The organism is Vibrio sp. 10N.247.310.24, assembly GCF_041467175.1.
GTDB classification, from domain to species: domain Bacteria; phylum Pseudomonadota; class Gammaproteobacteria; order Enterobacterales; family Vibrionaceae; genus Vibrio; species Vibrio tasmaniensis_A.
Genome location: NZ_JBFSUD010000009.1, coordinates 1 through 18,250, shown reverse-complemented (window position 1 = coordinate 18,250; position 18,250 = coordinate 1). Strand labels below are relative to the sequence as shown.

The window sequence follows — 18,250 nt, the reverse complement described above, 5'->3', positions numbered from 1 at the left end:
CTCTCGCTGGATTATACAGCGGGAGCGTTATTCACTAGAATTTCGCGAATAGACTTGAGCGTCGCTTCAGTTGAATGGTAATCCAATTCAACTTCGCTAAAGATACCGTTTACCTCAAGCATTAAGGTTGGGTAAGAATGCACACCCATCGCTTCTTTGAAACCTAACTGATCATCTAACTCGCTTTCCAATAGCTTACTAGAAAGGTCATTTTCAAACTGTTGTACATTCATCCCTAGCTCTTGAGCTAACTGCAAATGCGTTTCTTGGCTATGAGGCAGCATCGCACGAAGGTAGTAAGCGTGTTGGATCGCTTCAAGCATTGCTTCGTAGTGATCTTGAAAACCAGCAGCGATCACTGCACGACACGCTGGGTAAGTGCTGCGAACTGGTTGGCATTCCGTCCAAAACTCATGATTAAATTCCGTACCCAGCTTAGCTCCAATCTGCTTCCAAATCGCTTGAAGCTTGCCTTTCATCTCTTCTGACATCGGCTCTTCAGAATCCGGAGCCAAACCACCGACTACATAGCTAAACTCAATGCTCGCTGGCAATTGTTGTTTTAATAACTCAAGCGTTGGCTTGTAGCCCCAACACCAGCTGCACATTGGATCATGCACATAATGAAGTTTTACGTTCATTGTTCATTCCTTATCGAGTCTTTGTTGAACCATTCAAACGAAAAAAGGAGCCTAATTAAGGCCCCTTCCATTCAATATTTAAGCACCAAGGCCTAAAGCTTACTCAGCGTCGTCGCCAGCTACTTTAGCAGCGGCTTCTTTAATGATTGGCTGAAGCTCACCCTTTTGGAACATCTCAAGAATGATATCACAACCACCGATTAGCTCACCTTCAACCCAAAGTTGTGGGAACGTTGGCCATTGTGCGTAAGCTGGAAGCTCTGCACGGATATCAGGGTTTTGTAGGATATCTACGTAAGCAAATTTTTCACCACATGCCATTAGCGCTTGAGACGCTTGAGAAGAGAAACCACAGCTAGGTAGCTTAGGAGAACCTTTCATGTACAGTAGAATAGTGTTTTCTTCAATTTGCTGTTTGATTTTATCGATAGTTTCCATTGCTTCCTCGTTAATGGATTACGGCTTTCATTGCCTTTATTCTACCCCAAACCAAAAGAATAAAAACCATATAAAAAAAGAGGTTAACCAGTTAAGCTAACAATTCACACAAAAGTGATGAATTAAGCTTTTAATAAAGTAAAAACTTGCTAAACTATATCGCAAGTCAGCAAATTGACCGTGGTTGGCAATATAGCGAGCCATGAATAATAATATCACTGGAAGCAATCGAAAGAGTTAACTCTTTCATATCAATGGAGAATTGAGCAATGGCATTTGAACTACCGGCTCTTCCTTACGCGAAAGACGCGCTAGAACCACACATCTCAGCAGAAACGCTAGATTTCCACCACGGTAAGCACCACAACACTTACGTTGTTAAGCTAAACGGTCTTATCCCAGGTACTGAGTTTGAAGGCAAAACACTAGAAGAAATCGTTAAGACTTCTACTGGTGGTGTTTTCAATAACGCTGCTCAAATCTGGAACCACACGTTCTACTGGCACTGTCTTGCTCCTAAAGCAGGCGGCGAACCAACAGGCGCGGTTGCAGAAGCGATCAACGCTGCATTCGGTTCTTTCGAAGAATTCAAAGCGAAATTCACAGATTCAGCAATCAACAACTTCGGTTCTTCTTGGACTTGGTTAGTTAAGAAAGCTGACGGTTCTCTAGACATCGTTAACACTTCTAACGCTGCGACTCCTCTAACAGAAGAAGGTGTTACTCCACTTCTAACTGTTGACCTATGGGAACACGCTTACTACATCGATTTCCGCAATGTTCGCCCTGACTACATGGCTGCATTCTGGAACCTAGTAAACTGGTCTTTCGTAGAAGAGAACCTAGCTAAGTAATTATTACTTACGCTGCGCTATTTATAGCAAGTTATCTATTGAAAGCTCATGCCTCGGCGTGAGCTTTTTTGTATCTGTCGTATTCTAATCAATGCGAACATTGCGAAACGAACTAGCAGATCAAGCCTACTTTTCAACCTATTCTTACCTTTCTCAATCGCCCTACATAAATTCGTTATTTGCCTGTAATTAAACTCTAAAGTTTGCCAACTCCATGCCGTTAAAGGTGTATCCAATGAGAGGCAGCATGCAAATACATACTTTAGACAAAGCAGGAATCATCAACGAACTGAAGTTCGGCATCGGGATCAGCCAAGCGGTTGAGCAAGGTCGCCGTGCAGATTTTGCGTTGCTGTTGTCTATGTTTTCTAATGATGTTCGCGACTGTACTCCCATCGACACCATTGACGTCACTGAAACGACTGAAGATCGCTTACGTAAGCAATTTGGCGTAGCAGAACCGCAACAACTGCGTTCAAACCAATCGTCGTATGAAATTTCAGCGCAACAATCGAATCACTTTCATCAAGCTAGCCTTGCCAGCGCCAAGCTAAGCCACTACTTGAAGCCTGAAGCACTTGCTTTCATGCCAGAAGATACAGCCGACTTCCCCGAAGAGGTTTACCAAAACCTTTCTGGTCATGACCGGCGTAAACTGGCAAGTAAACAGTTACCTGATTTACCAAATGCGACGCTCTACAACGAGCTGTCGACAGCTCAACGTCAGTATCAGATTCAGGCGCAAGTATAGCCGCTGCCTAGCCTTCCTCTTTCTCGCTCAATATTCACGACTGCTCTTTGTTCGATCTCGCTTTTTTAATGATTGATGTAGGCAATATGAACCATCACCTTTGGTCATCATCAAAACCGGAGATGTCGGTTAACACTTGAAGTTACTGCAAAATGTGACCTGCCACAAAGTTCATAAAAAGTTATCAATGGGTACACCTTAGTTTGAGCCAATTCACACCCGCTGTATGAAATTTAACCCATCCTTATCCAACATGGACGATTTGCTTAGGTACTGGGATGGAAATAAAAAGCTCAATTATATTGGTAACATCTGCCGGCTCGCGATTGGGAGGAACGATTGCGAATCACTTTGTTAACCTTGGAGCCACTGTCATCCTTTGTGATAAAGACGCAAAAGCACTTCAGGCGACTTATTTACAATGTGCCCGCTTCTCCGACTCTGTTTACCATTACACGCTCGAAGGGAATGACAGCCAAGCTATCCTCAGCGTGTATGATTTTATTCAAACCACCTTCAACACGACGCCCGATGTTCTGGTCAACAATTGGATAAGTTCCCCAATGCCTAGTCTAATTGGCGATCAGCCTGTCAGTAGCTTTATCAATGATCTGTCTGCTATGGCATCGACCCTTTTCGCATTTGGGCAAATCAGTGCAGAGAGGTTACGAGAGCAAGACAAAGAAGGCGTAATTGTGAATGTGATATCTCACGATGACTTTCATGATGTGTCAGGCTTAGAGAGCGCAAACTCCATGATTACCGGCTTTACCCATAGCTGGGCGAAAGAACTGACGCCATTTGGTATTCGAGTCGGCGGTGTTGTCCCTGCCGTTCATAACTCCGAAGGCAAGCTCAATGGGTGTCACTGGGCACAACTGCAAGACGAACTGACCAGAACAACGGAATACATTGTCTCTAATGATTACTTTAGCGGACGGGTTGTAGCTGCAGAGGTGTAAGCGTCTGCGGAGGTGTAAATGGATAATAAAAATAAACCTATTTCAATTCACATAAAAAAAGCCCCAACCTTTCGGTTGGGGCTTTGAATTTCCCGATAGATAAGTATCGTGCTAGCGAAAACCTATCTCAAACTAATGCTTACTTATTATGCGTTAGCTTTTTCTTTTTTAGCTTTTGGTGCTGCTTTTTCTTCAGCTGGCTTTTGGTCAGCTTTCTTCAAAATTACAGTCGTACCTTCAAAAGTTTCACCTTCAACGTATGCTTTACCGAAGTAAGACGTTGTTAGAACTTCTTTAAGCTCAGTGATTAGAGGGTAACGTGGGTTAGCACCTGTACACTGGTCATCGAACGCTTCAACAGCTAGCTCGTCTAGTTTAGCGATGAAGTCAGACTCGTTAACACCCGCAGCCTGGATAGACAGTGGGATGTCTAGGTCAACTTTAAGCTCTTCTAACCAAGTCAGTAGACGTTCAATCTTCTGAGCAGTACGGTCACCAGCTTGGCTTAGGCCTAGGTGGTCAGCAACTTCAGCATAACGACGACGTGCTTGTGGGCGGTCGTACTGAGAGAATGCAGTCTGCTTAGTTGGGTTATCGTTCGCGTTGTAACGCACAACGTTTGAGATAAGTAGTGCGTTTGCAAGACCGTGTGGTAGGTGGAACTCAGCACCAATTTTGTGAGCCATTGAGTGACATACACCTAGGAATGCGTTCGCAAAGGCAATACCAGCAATCGTTGCAGCGTTGTGTACTTTCTCACGAGCGATTGGGTCTGCTGAACCGTTTTTGTAGCTTGATGGTAGGTATTCTTTAAGCATCTTAAGAGCTTGTAGAGCTTGACCATCTGAGTATTCGTTCGCAAGAACTGATACGTAAGCTTCAAGAGCGTGAGTTACTGCATCGTAACCACCGAACGCTGTTAGAGACTTAGGCATGTTCATTACTAGGTTAGCATCAACAACAGCCATGTTTGGCGTGATTTCGTAATCCGCTAGCGGGTACTTAGCACCTGTTTTGTCGTCAGTAACAACCGCGAATGGCGTAACTTCTGAACCCGTACCTGAAGTAGTAGTGATACATACTAGCTCAGCTTTTTTACCCATTTTAGGGAACTTGTAGATACGTTTACGGATATCCATAAAGCGCATTGCTAGTTCTTCGAAGTGAGTTTCTGGGTGCTCGTACATAACCCACATGATCTTAGCAGCATCCATTGGAGAACCGCCACCTAGAGCAAGGATTACGTCAGGTTGGAAGCTCTTCATTGCTTCAGCGCCTTTCTCAACAACAGACAGTGTTGGATCCGCTTCTACATCGAAGAATACTTGAACTTCAATACCTTGCGCTTTAAGCAGGCTAACTACATCGTCTGCGTAACCGTTGTTGAATAGGAAACGGTCCGTTACTAGGAATGCGCGTTTCTTACCTTCTAGGTCGCTCATAGCGATTGGAAGGCTGCCACGACGGAAGTAGATAGACTTAGGTAGTTTGTGCCACAACATATTTTCAGCTCGCTTCGCTACAGTTTTCTTGTTGATAAGGTGCTTAGGACCTACGTTCTCAGAGATAGAGTTACCACCCCATGAACCACAACCAAGAGTTAGAGAAGGTGCAACGTTAAAGTTGTACAGGTCACCGATACCACCGTGAGTAGTCGGGATGTTGATTAGGATACGAGCCGTCTTCATCTTGTCACCGAAGTAACGGATGCGATCTGCGTTTACGTCTTGGTTAGTGTAAAGACCAGATGTGTGACCGATACCACCGATTTCAACCATAGTTACTGCTTGAGCAACAGCGTCTTCGAAATCGTCTGCGCGGAATAGACCTAGAGTTGGAGACAGTTTCTCGTGAGCAAATTCGTCATCGTAAGAAACTTTACCAAGGCCTTCACCTACAAGTACTTTTGTATCAGCAGGAACTTTAACACCCGCCATTTCAGCGATTGCAGGAGCAGGTTGACCTACGATTTTAGCGTTTAGGTTGCCGTCGATAAGAAGAACTTTACGTACTTTATCTGCGTCAGCTTTAGATAAAACGTGAGCTTTGTGAGAAGCAAAACGCTCTTTAACTTCGTCATATACTTCGCTAACTACGATTGCAGCTTGCTCAGAAGCACATACAACACCGTTATCGAATGTTTTAGACATAAGGATAGATGCTACTGCACGTTTGATGTCAGCTGTTTCATCGATAACTACAGGAACGTTACCAGCACCAACACCGATAGCAGGCTTACCAGAAGAGTATGCTGCTTTAACCATGCCTGGACCACCAGTAGCAAGGATAAGTGCGATACCGTCGTGCTTCATCAGCGCGTTAGAAAGCTCTACAGATGGTTGGTCGATCCAACCGATGATGTCTTTTGGTGCACCCGCTGCTACAGCTGCGTCTAGAACAAGCTTCGCTGCGTCATTAGTTGAGTTCTTTGCACGTGGGTGTGGCGAGAAGATGATGCCGTTACGTGTTTTAAGAGAGATTAGAGATTTGAAGATTGCTGTAGAAGTTGGGTTCGTTGTTGGAACGATACCACAGATGATACCTACAGGCTCAGCGATAGTCATTGTGCCTAGGCTTTCATCTTCATCAAGAATGCCACATGTTTTTTCGTCTTTGTATTTGTTGTAGATAAATTCAGATGCAAAGTGGTTTTTGATAACCTTATCTTCAACAATACCCATTCCAGATTCAGCAACTGCTTGTTGTGCAAGTGGGATACGAGCGTGGTTAGCAGCAAGAGAAGCTGCGCGGAAGATTGCGTCTACTTTCTCTTGAGAGAATGTTGCAAACTCTTCTTGTGCTGCTTTAACGCGTGCTACTAGAGCATCAAGTTCCGCTAAGTTAGTTACAGGCATGGTGGATCTCCTAAAATAATAAATATTAAAAACTTTTTATTAATTTCGCTGCTTGCTTTTAACCTCAAACAACAACGTTCTTAGTAAATTGCTTTCAGGACTGAGTATATTATTTCACAGTGTGAAAAAAATTGACCCAGATCAGTTACCCAAAAAGAATTAACCAAAAAGTAGTAAGGCAATCGCAAAAACATGCTTAAGATGATGATTTATATAGATTAAAATCACATTTTTCGTTAGTTCAAAACACAAGCAAACAGACAAACTTTTTCTACATAGAGTCATAAACTGTAAAAAAGTTTCATTTTTAGTCAGTTAAATTACATGTATACAGCCATATTCGTGCTACTGAGAGTATATCCATACCGTTGCACGGGCTAGATTTTGACATAATTTTTATTAAATTCGTGCGGCAGTTAACAGTTACTCGATAATAAATTACAAAATGAAACACTAACAACCAACTCGCAACACCGCCAATACAAAAGTGATATTCAATTAGTTTTTCTAAAAATAATCCCCTATTTCAGGTTAGTTTTTTTCATTCGTGCAAATCCGATTTGTCCCTTACATTACGCGCTCAGACTATTCACCGAATCAAACCTTCAACCTTAAAATTCGCTAACTGGAGATCGCTCTCATGCAAGGCTTAGAACTCGCAATTTTTATGCAATTCTTCCTTGGGCTTGTTGCTGCCGTAAACCCAATCGGCATCATGCCTGTTTTTGTTTCCCTTACTGCACATATGCCGCCAGAAGAGAGGAACAGGACAGCCTTACAAGCAAATATTGCCGTTGCCGTTATCCTGATTGTGTCGCTTGTCGCGGGGCAAATGCTGCTTGATATGTTTAGCATCTCCCTGGATTCATTTCGTGTTGCAGGTGGTTTGCTATTATTGAGCATCGCATTTTCGATGATGAGCGGTAAGCTCGGTGAAGATAAGCAGAATAAACAAGAGAAATCTGAATACATCAGCAAAGAGCAAATCGGTGTTGTTCCTCTTGCGATGCCATTAATGGCGGGCCCCGGGGCAATCAGCTCGACCATTGTTTACGGATCTCGTTACCCTGCAGCCATTGATACTGTGGGAATTGGCATTAGCATCATCGCGTTTGCAACCTGCTCTTGGCTTCTGTTCCGTTCAGCGCCGGTTATCGTTCGCTTTTTAGGTCAAACGGGTATCAATGTGATCACGCGTATCATGGGCTTGATTCTTGGCGCATTGGGCATCGAGTTCATCGCCAATGGCCTACGTAATTTGTTCCCAGGTTTGGCATAACGTTTAACGGTAATCCGGTTGCTCTATAAAGGGCAACAATATTGCAATATAGATGAGGCGAGTAAAGCAATTGGGCTTTCACTCGCCTCGTTATTATGAAGCTTGTATAATGACTGTTAATGCATTTAACAAAAGATGAATCTCTCCTTATGTCACGCAAGCCACTCAAGCATCATTTGTACGTCATTATCTTTGGTACTCACACGCCAGCCGGACGTGCATTTGATATTTCTCTGATCGTTGCAATCTTGGCTTCGCTATTGGTTCTGATCTTAGAATCCATCCCTAATGTCATGACCGAATGGTCACAGCAGCTGCGTTATATTGAATACACTTTTACTGCTCTCTTCACTCTTGAGTATTTGTTGAGGCTCTATTGTTCTCCGAAACCAAAATCTTATGCCACCAGCTTTTATGGTGTCGTGGACCTATTGGCGATTCTTCCGACCTACTTAGCGATCATCTTCCCAGGCGCTTCATTTATGGGTGTGGTAAGGCTGCTGCGTGTGATGCGTATCTTCCGAATCCTAAAACTGGTTCGCTACCTGCAAGATTCAAACATTCTGTTACGTTCACTTTTAATGGCAAGACGAAAGATACTGATCTTTTTCAGCACAGTTGGCATCTTAGTTGTTATCTTCGGCGCGCTTATCTTTGTTATTGAAGGGCCAGAAAATGGCTTTACAAGTATTCCCCACAGTATTTATTGGGCAATCGTAACCATTACGACGGTTGGCTACGGTGACATGATCCCTCAAACCGCGTTAGGGAAAGCGATCGCTTCTCTGACCATGCTATTGGGTTACTCTATTTTAGCGGTACCGACAGGGATTATTACTGCAGAGCTCAGCAATGAGATGAACTCGCACAAAGAGTTGGTAAAGTGTCCGAACTGTAACCGCGCCGGCCATGATTCGGATGCTATGTATTGCAAACACTGTGCGAGTGAATTGGCAGACCCCGACAAGCGTGTCGTTACTGAAGAGAAATAAAAGCAGACTCGAGATGCGAAGAGGTTTAAGGGCAGTTTCGAGGGCCGAATAACGAGATATCAATAAACTAAAAAGGGTTGACGTTTATCGTCAACCCTTTCGGTTTATCAGCTAATAGAATTTAAGCAATCTTGCCGATTACGCTTTCTCCGCAAGGATAATGCGCAGAGTACGGCGTAGTGGTTCTGCAGCACCCCAAAGTAGTTGGTCACCTACCGTGAACGCATTCAGGAAATCGTTACCCATCGACATCTTACGCAGACGACCGACTGGTACAGACATTGTGCCTGTTACTTTCGCTGGTGTTAGCTCCTGCGCAGTGATGTCTCGGTCATTAGGAATCACTTTAACCCAATCATTGTGCGTCGCGATGATCTCTTCGATCTCGTCCATAGGCACATCTTGCTTAAGCTTAATCGTTAGTGCTTGAGCGTGACAACGCATTGCACCGATTCGTACACAAGTGCCATCAATTGGGATTGGCTGACCATCTAGGCCAAGAATCTTGTTCGCTTCAACGCCGGCTTTCCACTCTTCTTTGCTTTGACCGTTTTCACGCTTCACATCGATCCAAGGAATCAGTGAGCCCGCAAGCGGAGCACCGAACTGATCGGTTGGAAATGAAGATGAACGAATGGTATCAGCGACTTTCTTATCGATATCAAGAATTGAACTTGAAGGGTTCGCTAACTCAGAACTTACGCTGTCGTTGATCACACCCATTTGTGAGATCAGTTCACGCATGTTCTTAGCGCCCGCACCTGAAGCGGCTTGGTAAGTCATGGCACTCATCCACTCAACCATGCCTTTCTCGTATAGACCACCCAAAGCCATAAGCATTAAGCTCACAGTACAGTTACCGCCTACGAAAGTATTAGTCCCGCCGTGGATACCTTGTTGGATTTGAGCCAAGTTAACAGGATCAAGAGTGATGATTGAATCCGCGTCCATACGTAAGGTAGAAGCCGCATCAATCCAGTAGCCTTTCCAACCTGCTTGACGCAGTGCTGGGTATACTTTTGAGGTGTAGTCTCCGCCTTGACAGGTAATCACCGCATCAAGCTGTTTTAGGCTATCAATATCAAAAGCGTCTTGAAGTAGACCCGCATCTTTACCACCCAAAATAGGGGCAGGAATCCCAATCTGAGACGTGCTGTAATAAACAGGTTCAATCAAGTCGAAATCTTTCTCTTCAACCATACGTTGCATCAATACAGAACCAACCATACCGCGCCAACCAACTAGACCTACTCTCATCGCTCACTCTCCATGTATAAATTAAAAATTGCTCTCCCCCATCTATAAGTTTTTCAGAAACAGAACTCAAGTGATTTTTGTCAAAAAGTGTAACTTTTTCGTTTCTTTTAAGTGAACGCAATGAATCGTGCAGTTATCCCTGTATCGACATTTAATATCCACCTCATTGATAAAACGCCCATTATCCTCAAATTCAAACATTTGCATCGCCAAAGCAGCTTAATCCCACTCGCGTCACAAACAGTAAATCCCTCTTTTTAATCAATACTATCCAGAATAATACTTCACAAAACGAAAACAACGTGCGACAAGTTTCAACATGTAAGAACCATGAATTTAACAATATTTCAGATAATGAAACCATGATTAACTGTGTTAGCAGTCAAATATCACAACTTGGACGTATTTTTTCGATATAATAAACTAATTACTGTAGTGTCCGTTTTGCACCACACACCATAACGAAGCACTATAAATGCTCGAAATCACAAGAGGCTTTTATGAAGCAGAGTAAAACTCGCCTACCGAACCTATTGCAGGTATTCATCGCGTTAGGACTATTTCTATCCCTTGCTTTTTCCTTTACTGCAAAACTTGACCTTCCAATTCAACTTGCCTTGTATATTGGCTGGTTCATTATCATGGTTCTCGGTATTCGCCTTGGCCACGAATACAAAGACTTAGAAAAAGCGGCACTCAAAGGAATATCCAATGGCTTAGGCGCGGTTTTAATACTTTTAGCCGTTGGCGCTCTTGTTGGTACTTGGATCTCAGGCGGGATCGTACCTACTATCATTTACTATGGTCTGAAAGCTATCCACCCTTCTATCTTCCTTTTAGCGACCATGATTATCTGTTCTCTAACCGCATTGGCAACTGGTACTTCTTGGGGCGCTGCGGGTACAGCAGGTATCGCGATGATGGGTATTGGCCAAGGCCTAGGTGTTCCAGCACCGATTACTGCAGGTGCAGTGCTGTCAGGTTGTTACTTCGGCGACAAGATGTCTCCACTTTCTGATTCAGTGATTCTGGCTTCTTCAATGTCTGGTGTTGAAGTGGTTGAGCACATCAAGGGCATGCTGCCAGTTGCGTTAATCAGCTACGTGATTACTGGTATCATGTTTACTGCGTTTGGTTTTCACTACGCAGGTAACGTTGACATGAGCCAAGTAGATTCTGTCATTAAAGCAATGGAAGTTCAGTTCTACATCACGCCTTACTCATTTGTCCCAGTACTGATCGTGCTTGGTCTGTTGGCTTTCCGCATGCCTTCATTCCCGGTAATCAGCTTCGGTTCTCTGCTAGGTATTATCTGGGCAGTCATGATCCAAGATATCGATTTCCTAACGGCATTCAATACTGCTTGGGCACCGTTCTCTATCTCCTCTGGCGTAGAGTTTATTGACTCGATTCTTAACCGTGGCGGCATGTCTTCAATGCTTGGTTCGGTAGCGGTAATTGTGTTTGGTTTAGGTTTTGGTGGCTTACTGGATAAAGTGGGCGTATTAGAGACGATTGCTAAGGTGTTCGAGCGCCGAGTAAATAGCGCAGGCTCTCTAGCAACAAGCACGATCGGCACGGCCTTCATGGGTAACGTATTCGGTTCTGCAATGTACGTATCGTTAATCCTAACGCCAAAAATCTGTGCGAAAAACTACGACCGATTAGGTTACCAACGTAAAAATCTATCTCGTAACGCTGAGTTCGGTGGCACGTTAACTTCAGGCATGGTTCCTTGGAGTGACAACGGCATCTACATGGCGAGTATTCTTGGTGTCGCAACGCTCTCTTATGCTCCGTTCATGTGGTTGAGCTTCATCTGTATCCTCGTGACTATCGTAACGTCTTACATGGGTTGGTTCGTTGATAAATGTGAACCAACAGCACCAGCGCTTGAAACTGAAGAAGCCGCTGAACTGAGCAAGCAACAAGCTTAAGCTAAGGCTTTAGTGCGTAAGCACAAAAATGTTGATGATATAAATGCCAAAAGAGCGCTCTAGAGCGCTCTTTTTTGATCTACTTAATTACTGAATTTATTTGCTAGCGGTTCGTTTACCCAACCAATAACCGATGCCTAACGGTGCAAAGAACACCACCAAGATAAACAGGATGAAGTAAATAATCACACCTTTGATCAAGTCCATCAGTTTATCAATAGCGAGTACCACCACCTCTTGAGAGACGCGATCAAGATCTTGTGTAAACAGTTCCCTTTCAGAAGTCACAATGCCTGCAATTTCAATACGCTCTTTCGCAATCATCGCGACCAGAGCTTCTCTCTCTCGTGTCACCATTTTTTCTAAGGCTACACGTTCTTCAGTGAGCATCGCCAATTTTTGATCTGTCTTATCACTTAGGTCGTTGAGCAGAGGCTGCATTTCTGTCGACATAATAGAAGCCAATGTTTGCATGTACTCAGGGTTATTCTCAATGAAGTCCTGCATGCTTGCTGATGTTTGACGAAGGCTTTCCAGCGTCATAGATAGGTCTTCACCCGTTAGCGAGCTATTCATCGCCACCAACTCAGCTTTCCACGTCATCAATTTCGGTGTTTGGTCAGCCATTAGGCTTAAACGGTCTGATGCATCGCCCATCGCCTCCGGCATGGTACCTAGGCTTTGAACGATTTGAGATTCGTCTTTACCAAGGTAACTTAGCCATTCACGGTAAGCGGGTGTGCTTCTGAAGGTAAGATCTTTAAAAGGATTACTCGCGGCAAACTCTTCGACGAACGCTTTGCTGTTCTTGAAATCACTCGAGCTCAATACACCCTTTGCTAGCTTCTCAGCTTCTTGGTCAAGAGAACGAGCAGTCTCTACCGCATTATCCGTCACGAACAGATCCGCGCCATCGCCTTGGCTATAAAACTGATTCATTTGTGTTGTGAAAACCCATGAGTCAATTAATGCTGACATTGGGGAAGTTTGGTACGCCGCTTGTTGTAAGCCCTGCTCAGCATGGATCTTCCAAAGCAACACATAAGATTGATGTAAGGTGTCATCAGCAGGGTAAGATTGCGCAATGAGATCGGCCGAGTCTTCTACTCGTGTAAAAAAAATCTTGGCGTATTCACGCGTCATGATCCGAGCCTGTAACTCTTGCTGAGTAAGAGGCGTCGTTTGACTGTCTAGCTTAACTTCCAAGAGAGAACAACCACTTAGCACAATGCTAAGCACCAACACGATCCAATTTCGACTCGAAACTCGTGACATATAAACCTCTGACAAAGACTAAGGGCGCGGATTGTATGAGCGCTTCGTCAGAGTATTGTCAAAAAACCTGTAAAAGTTAACGTTGGGTATTTAAATAGTCATGAGCAGAATCTACAGAGGCTTTTATCGCTAGCTCTAGTTCAGCTAAATCGTGCTCACTGATGGCTCTGGACTGCTTCATTGTCATTTCAATAGTCGCTGCAATGATCGCTAGCCGAGACGCTTTGATGCTGCCAGCCACACCTTTTAAGCTGTGCACAATGCGAGCAGCAGAGGTTTCATCCTTAGTGAGCAGAGATTTGAATCTGGTATAGTCATCTGCGTGATCTTCGACAAAGACCCCTAGCAACAATTCAACAGACTCGGTATCGCCATCAAGAGTCTCTAGCATCTCTTCAATATCAATCGCTGGCTTTGAATCCGTCACACTGGCAATGTGCTTCTCTGGCTCTTGCACTTGTTCTGGTGTCCGCTGAGTTGGGGGTTGCTGAATAGAGTTTTGCTGAACCGGAACATGTGGAATAGGTTCTTGCAAAATCGGTTCTTGTGAAATAGCTTGCGGGCTTGTCGCACAAATACTCTGCTGAGGTTGGGTATCAGAATGTTGACTCGCTTGCGTAATATCTAATACTGATGGGGGATTACTTGGTGGCGTCACCGCGGAAGAAACAGTATCGCTATGAGAAACAATATTATTGCGAGAAGCAGTATCGTTACGAGAAGACGTATCTTTGTTGGAAGTAGAGAGAGCATCGTCCTGACTTGAATCGATGACTGGTTCCTGTTTGAGTGCTTGGTCTACTTCTTTCTTCGATTTTTGGGACCTAACGCTCCACAACAGTAACGCAATCATTGCCACTAAGCTTAAACCTAGCATGATCAATAATAGGTTGTATTGACGATCATGGAACTCAGCTTCAAGTTTAATGATCTGTTCGTTTACTGAATTCTTCTTAATTTTATCGACTAAATAATTGAGCTGAGCGTAATCACTCAGCAATGCTGAAGCATCAGCCAGTAATTGTTGGAGTGCATCTTGCTCTTCGGATTTTAATGAATAAGATTTTTCAAGTATAGAATCAAAGGCGCGATAAGTTGCTGATGAACTTTGGTTATCGGAATACATCGCTTCAAAAACGACGACACCAAATTCGTTGAGTAGCGGCTTTAACTTAGGGGAAAGTTGTGTATCTGTGCGTAACACTTTGATGTTATCGACGATATCTTGCACCTGACTTTCTATCGGAATGAATTCATCAAATTTTTCTAAAAATTGATCGGCAACGTAAAGCAGTTGGTTCACATCAGGACGAAACAAGGCGTGTTGGAAATCAGATTCTATCTGCAGTCGGATCGAATAAACCAATTGAGCATCGAGTGCTAAATCATTAATGCGAGAGACTCGCAGCGGCTCAGAGAAATAAAGCGATTGCCTCAATTCATTAACGCGAATACCGAGTTCTTCAATTTGAGCGAGCGAGTGAGAGTAAGAACGGCTTAGATTAAGGAGAGCCAGTGAAGGAAGTAGCCACAGAGCCAAGAGTGCAACCAAAAAAGTTGCGGGTCTTTTAAAGCGATTGGGCTTTGCTACTGATTGTTCCATCGATATTCCTTGTTCATGCGAACTCTAAACCATTATGTTGCTAAACATAAACAAGCGACAACAACCTGCTGTCGCTTGCTACCTAATAACTTCGGACTATGACTTATTGCGAGTCAGTTGATCACGTAAGTTCGGTGGCGTCCCTTTAATGGTTAGCGTGTCTGTCTCTGGATCGTAGAAGATACGCTCACCTAAAAGCAGACTATCAAAACTAACATTCAAACCGCCACCAGCACCAACAAATTTTGTTAGTTTACGCATAGTTGCGCGGTCTGCTGGGAAGCTGTCTTCTAACTCGTAGCCTTGCTCACTAGTATAGTCAAAGAAGCTTGTACCATCTGTGCTTGCTGGCAATTCTCCAGAAAGTTCACGAACTTGAACTTCATCACCCGCTTTAAGCTGTTCGTTACAGTAATCCGCAACTTGTTTTTTATAGCTGATCGCTTCTTCTTTCTCTAACTTAGAGTCAGAAACAAAGTCTTCTACCGCTTGCATCAATACTTGGTTTTGCTGCTTAGCATCCAAGCCTACTTCTGCTTGAAGGAAGTCTAAGAAGAAGTCAGCGACTTTACGACCAACGCGCCCTTTAATATAAGTAAGGTAACGGTTTGACTCTTTGTCTGTGTCGTATGTTGAAAGATCAAGGCGCGCAACAATATCCATCTTCGAGATATCCAGGTAATCCGTCGCACTAATATCTAGCCCTTCGGTCACTTTCAAACTTTGGTTAGAAGGCAGTAGTCCGATGAAAAGGTAGTCTGTCGCCAGTGATTGATATTCAGCCAGTACCAAAGTACCTTCATCAGCAAAAGGATACTTTGAAAGCTCATCTTTTAGACGTAGCGCACTTTTTTGAGAGAAATCATAAAAACTTTGTTCTCCAGCTCGAAATTCATGCAACGACTGCTGGAATTCGCTGTCGGATTTGAAAGAACCAAATCCTTTACCTGCTTTTGAATCAAAAACTCGGTGAAGTTCAGCGACTAGGTTTTCAGATGCAGTATCGTTTTCTAGAGATTCAGCACGATAGTTAACAATCAGCTCTTCCTGATCGTTCTTGCTTAGCTGGTGTAAAATTACGTTGGAAAGGTGAAGGCTCATAGTGAAAATATTACCGTTCAGGTTTCAGTTGTTGTGCATAGTAGGTTATCATAAGCCGCTTTTACTATCATTATTAGAGTCCTTATGCCGATTATATCTAAATACACAGATGATCAAGTTGAAAAAATCCTAGCTGAAGTAGGTGCTGTACTGACTAAGCACAAAGCTTCACCTGAGCTTTCATTGATGATCGCTGGAAATATCGCAACCAATGTCTTAAATCAGAACGTTGCTGCTTCACAACGCAAAGGAATTGCTGAAAAATTTGCCGAAGCTTTAATTTCTTCTCTTGAAGATAAAAAGTCTCACTAAGTTTGATTGACGGAAAAAGAATTATAAATGGTAGACAGCGCAAACTCATATAGCGATCGTGTATCTCGACTGGTAGGTTGGGGCCACTGGTTTGCATTTTTCAACATCATTGCTGCGATGTTGATTGGTACTCGTTATATTACTCAATCTGCTTGGCCAGAAACCCTATTGGGTCAATTCTATTTGGCTGCATCATGGGTTGGTCATTTTGGATTTTTGGTGTTCGCGCTCTATCTATTAGTGCTGTTCCCACTCACTTTTATTCTTCCGTCGAGGAAGTTATTACGTTTGGTTGCCGTTATCTTCGCAACCATAGGTTTAACTGTCCTACTGATTGATACCCAAACGTATCAAAATATAAACCTCCACCTGACACCTGTCGTGTGGGAGGTTTTATTCAGTGGAGAGGAGTCTGCACTCACTTCTGATTTGCAGCACCTCTTCATTGTAATGCCACTAATCTTCTTATTGCAGCTAGGTCTGTCTGAGTGGGTTTGGCGTAAGCAACGTAAACTGTCTCATAAACACATTGGCCGTCCTATTACTGCCGTCTTCTTCTTGTGTTTCATCAGCAGCCACTTGACCTACATGTGGGCTGATGCGTATTTCTACAACCCAATTACAAGCCAGAAAGCGAATTTCCCACTGTCTTATCCTATGACAGCAAAAAGCTTTATGGAAAAGCATGGTCTATTAGACCGTGAAGAGTATTTACAGCGTTTAGAAGCGAACCAAGAGAACGTAAACTTAGTTAGCTACCCGCTAGAAAAAATTCAATACAACCGCCGCAGTGCTGATCTTAATATTCTGCTTGTGAGTGTGAATAATCTTCGCGCTGATGCACTCAATAGCACTGCGATGCCAAGCAGCTATGCCTATGCACAACAATCGATCAACTTCACCAATCACTACAGTTCAAGTAACGACATGTTTGGTATTTTCGGATTGTTCTATGGCCTTCCTAGCAGCTACGCAAGCAGCATCAAAGCACAAGGTTCGAGCGCAGTACTGCTCGATGTGCTAGATCATCACAATTATACACTTGCCGCTTTTAGCGGTGATGACTTTGACGACGCCCTTTACCCGGAAGTCATCTTCCGAGGCCGTGATGCGCTCCCAGAGCAAGCAACAGATGATGACCAAAGCGCAATACAAGCTTGGTCTGAATGGGTTCAATCACCACAAGCAAAAAGCCCTTGGTTTAACTTTATTGAACTAACAACGCTCGATAACTTCTCTAGTTACGAAACAGATGTAACGTTGACTACCGCTGAACGTTTTACTGCAGACTACCAAAAATCGACTCAAGCGGCTGATGTTCAGTTAGCGAAAATCTACGCAGAGTTGGAGCGCCTAGATCTTCAAGACAACACAGTGGTTATCATTACCTCTAACCATGGTACTGAATTTAACGAGACGAAAACCAACAGTTGGGGTGCAAACTCCAATTACAGTCGTTACCAACTACAAGTGCCTCTTTTCATCAAATGGCCAGGTAAGTCAGCATCTGAATATACTCACCGTTCTAGTCACCTAGATGTGTCAGTCACGCTAATGCAAGAGCTATTAGGTGTATCTTCGAACCCTACAGATTTTAGTAGTGGACGTAGCCTGTTTGATGAGCGTAGAAGAAAATGGATTCTTGCAGGAGACTCACGTGAACTTGCTCTTGTTACTGACCAACAAACAACGGTGTTAGATAAGTTTGGTAACTACAAATTGTACGATCAGAATTACAAACGTCTGAAAGATGTAAGCCCTCGCTTGCCAGTGTTGATGCAAGGCCTTACTGAGTTACAGCGGTTCTATACCAAAAATGACTAAATGATCATCAAAAAGAAAAGGGAAGCCAATGGCTTCCCTTTTTTATTGCCGTGAATGATTAGAAAACAAGCAACAAAACAAAATTATGAAAATTAAGGGTTTACAAGACCCTCTGCCCCTTATATTATTCACGCCACTGGAGGGATGGCTGAGTGGTCGAAAGCACCGG

At 43.6% G+C, this 18,250-nt stretch carries 15 protein-coding genes; 8 read left to right on the top strand and 7 right to left on the bottom strand.

Going from position 1 to position 18,250, the window contains the following annotated elements; all coding sequences use genetic code 11:
• Positions 1-11: 11 nt before the first annotated feature.
• Both AB6E08_RS04425 and AB6E08_RS04420 read right to left on the bottom strand, forming a co-directional pair.
• Positions 12-641, bottom strand: coding sequence for a DsbA family protein (locus AB6E08_RS04425; RefSeq protein WP_017099964.1), 630 nt, complete (start codon positions 639-641; stop codon positions 12-14).
• A 99-nt stretch (positions 642-740) separates the two neighbouring features.
• The gene (locus AB6E08_RS04420) at positions 741-1,079 is read right to left on the bottom strand and encodes a Grx4 family monothiol glutaredoxin (protein ID WP_004741702.1); all 339 of its coding nucleotides are present in this window, start codon (positions 1,077-1,079) and stop codon (positions 741-743) included.
• A 269-nt stretch (positions 1,080-1,348) separates the two neighbouring features.
• Between AB6E08_RS04420 and sodB the strand changes: the two genes are divergently transcribed.
• From sodB to AB6E08_RS04405, 3 genes are all read left to right on the top strand, one after another.
• A complete protein-coding gene (sodB, locus tag AB6E08_RS04415) occupies positions 1,349-1,933 on the top strand; it encodes a superoxide dismutase [Fe] (protein ID WP_004734050.1) in 585 nt (194 codons plus the stop codon).
• Positions 1,934-2,180: 247 nt separating this feature from the next.
• A complete protein-coding gene (locus tag AB6E08_RS04410) occupies positions 2,181-2,684 on the top strand; it encodes a VC2046/SO_2500 family protein (protein WP_269146599.1) in 504 nt (167 codons plus the stop codon).
• Between the two features lie 278 nt (positions 2,685-2,962).
• Positions 2,963-3,646, top strand: coding sequence for an SDR family oxidoreductase (locus tag AB6E08_RS04405; protein WP_009848717.1), 684 nt, complete (start codon positions 2,963-2,965; stop codon positions 3,644-3,646).
• Between the two features lie 146 nt (positions 3,647-3,792).
• Here the strand turns inward: AB6E08_RS04405 and adhE are convergent, their stop codons facing one another.
• Complete coding sequence (gene adhE / locus AB6E08_RS04400; protein ID WP_017099472.1) at positions 3,793-6,501, bottom strand: bifunctional acetaldehyde-CoA/alcohol dehydrogenase; 2,709 nt, start codon at positions 6,499-6,501, stop codon at positions 3,793-3,795.
• 640 nt (positions 6,502-7,141) lie between these two features.
• Here adhE and AB6E08_RS04395 point away from each other — a divergent pair.
• Positions 7,142-7,780, top strand: a complete 639-nt coding sequence (locus AB6E08_RS04395) for a YchE family NAAT transporter (protein WP_004734056.1) — start codon at positions 7,142-7,144, stop codon at positions 7,778-7,780.
• Positions 7,781-7,929: 149 nt separating this feature from the next.
• Complete coding sequence (locus AB6E08_RS04390) at positions 7,930-8,772, top strand: ion transporter (RefSeq protein WP_032500845.1); 843 nt, start codon at positions 7,930-7,932, stop codon at positions 8,770-8,772.
• Between the two features lie 138 nt (positions 8,773-8,910).
• Here the strand turns inward: AB6E08_RS04390 and asd are convergent, their stop codons facing one another.
• Positions 8,911-10,029 carry an aspartate-semialdehyde dehydrogenase gene (asd, locus tag AB6E08_RS04385; protein ID WP_372063796.1) on the bottom strand — a complete coding sequence of 373 codons (1,119 nt, stop codon included), beginning with the start codon at positions 10,027-10,029 and terminating at the stop codon, positions 8,911-8,913.
• Positions 10,030-10,529: 500 nt separating this feature from the next.
• Here asd and nhaC point away from each other — a divergent pair, with 500 nt between their 5' ends.
• Positions 10,530-11,966, top strand: coding sequence for a Na+/H+ antiporter NhaC (gene nhaC / locus AB6E08_RS04380; RefSeq protein ID WP_017098219.1), 1,437 nt, complete (start codon positions 10,530-10,532; stop codon positions 11,964-11,966).
• 96 nt (positions 11,967-12,062) lie between these two features.
• Here the strand turns inward: nhaC and AB6E08_RS04375 are convergent, their stop codons facing one another.
• From AB6E08_RS04375 to yejK, 3 genes are all read right to left on the bottom strand, one after another.
• Positions 12,063-13,241: a chemotaxis protein gene (locus AB6E08_RS04375; protein ID WP_371701333.1), complete on the bottom strand. Its 1,179-nt coding sequence runs from the start codon at positions 13,239-13,241 to the stop codon at positions 12,063-12,065.
• Between the two features lie 76 nt (positions 13,242-13,317).
• Positions 13,318-14,844: an Hpt domain-containing protein gene (locus AB6E08_RS04370; RefSeq protein WP_372063793.1), complete on the bottom strand. Its 1,527-nt coding sequence runs from the start codon at positions 14,842-14,844 to the stop codon at positions 13,318-13,320.
• Positions 14,845-14,940: 96 nt separating this feature from the next.
• Complete coding sequence (gene yejK, locus AB6E08_RS04365) at positions 14,941-15,945, bottom strand: nucleoid-associated protein YejK (protein WP_372063791.1); 1,005 nt, start codon at positions 15,943-15,945, stop codon at positions 14,941-14,943.
• Between the two features lie 84 nt (positions 15,946-16,029).
• Between yejK and AB6E08_RS04360 the strand changes: the two genes are divergently transcribed.
• Both AB6E08_RS04360 and AB6E08_RS04355 read left to right on the top strand, forming a co-directional pair.
• Positions 16,030-16,257 carry a YejL family protein gene (locus tag AB6E08_RS04360; RefSeq protein ID WP_004734063.1) on the top strand — a complete coding sequence of 76 codons (228 nt, stop codon included), beginning with the start codon at positions 16,030-16,032 and terminating at the stop codon, positions 16,255-16,257.
• 27 nt (positions 16,258-16,284) lie between these two features.
• A complete protein-coding gene (locus AB6E08_RS04355) occupies positions 16,285-18,081 on the top strand; it encodes a DUF3413 domain-containing protein (protein ID WP_065677925.1) in 1,797 nt (598 codons plus the stop codon).
• Positions 18,082-18,250: the final 169 nt, after the last annotated feature.

Coding starts and splice junctions, on each gene's coding strand:
- yejK (WP_372063791.1), bottom strand. CDS start 15,945: ATGAGCCTTCACCTTTCCAACGTAATTTTACACCAGCTAAGCAAGAAC.
- AB6E08_RS04410 (WP_269146599.1), top strand. CDS start 2,181: ATGCAAATACATACTTTAGACAAAGCAGGAATCATCAACGAACTGAAG.
- AB6E08_RS04390 (WP_032500845.1), top strand. CDS start 7,930: ATGTCACGCAAGCCACTCAAGCATCATTTGTACGTCATTATCTTTGGT.
- AB6E08_RS04420 (WP_004741702.1), bottom strand. CDS start 1,079: ATGGAAACTATCGATAAAATCAAACAGCAAATTGAAGAAAACACTATT.
- AB6E08_RS04360 (WP_004734063.1), top strand. CDS start 16,030: ATGCCGATTATATCTAAATACACAGATGATCAAGTTGAAAAAATCCTA.
- AB6E08_RS04355 (WP_065677925.1), top strand. CDS start 16,285: ATGGTAGACAGCGCAAACTCATATAGCGATCGTGTATCTCGACTGGTA.
- adhE (WP_017099472.1), bottom strand. CDS start 6,501: ATGCCTGTAACTAACTTAGCGGAACTTGATGCTCTAGTAGCACGCGTT.
- nhaC (WP_017098219.1), top strand. CDS start 10,530: ATGAAGCAGAGTAAAACTCGCCTACCGAACCTATTGCAGGTATTCATC.
- AB6E08_RS04370 (WP_372063793.1), bottom strand. CDS start 14,844: ATGGAACAATCAGTAGCAAAGCCCAATCGCTTTAAAAGACCCGCAACT.
- asd (WP_372063796.1), bottom strand. CDS start 10,029: ATGAGAGTAGGTCTAGTTGGTTGGCGCGGTATGGTTGGTTCTGTATTG.
- AB6E08_RS04395 (WP_004734056.1), top strand. CDS start 7,142: ATGCAAGGCTTAGAACTCGCAATTTTTATGCAATTCTTCCTTGGGCTT.
- AB6E08_RS04375 (WP_371701333.1), bottom strand. CDS start 13,241: ATGTCACGAGTTTCGAGTCGAAATTGGATCGTGTTGGTGCTTAGCATT.
- AB6E08_RS04425 (WP_017099964.1), bottom strand. CDS start 641: ATGAACGTAAAACTTCATTATGTGCATGATCCAATGTGCAGCTGGTGT.
- sodB (WP_004734050.1), top strand. CDS start 1,349: ATGGCATTTGAACTACCGGCTCTTCCTTACGCGAAAGACGCGCTAGAA.
- AB6E08_RS04405 (WP_009848717.1), top strand. CDS start 2,963: ATGGAAATAAAAAGCTCAATTATATTGGTAACATCTGCCGGCTCGCGA.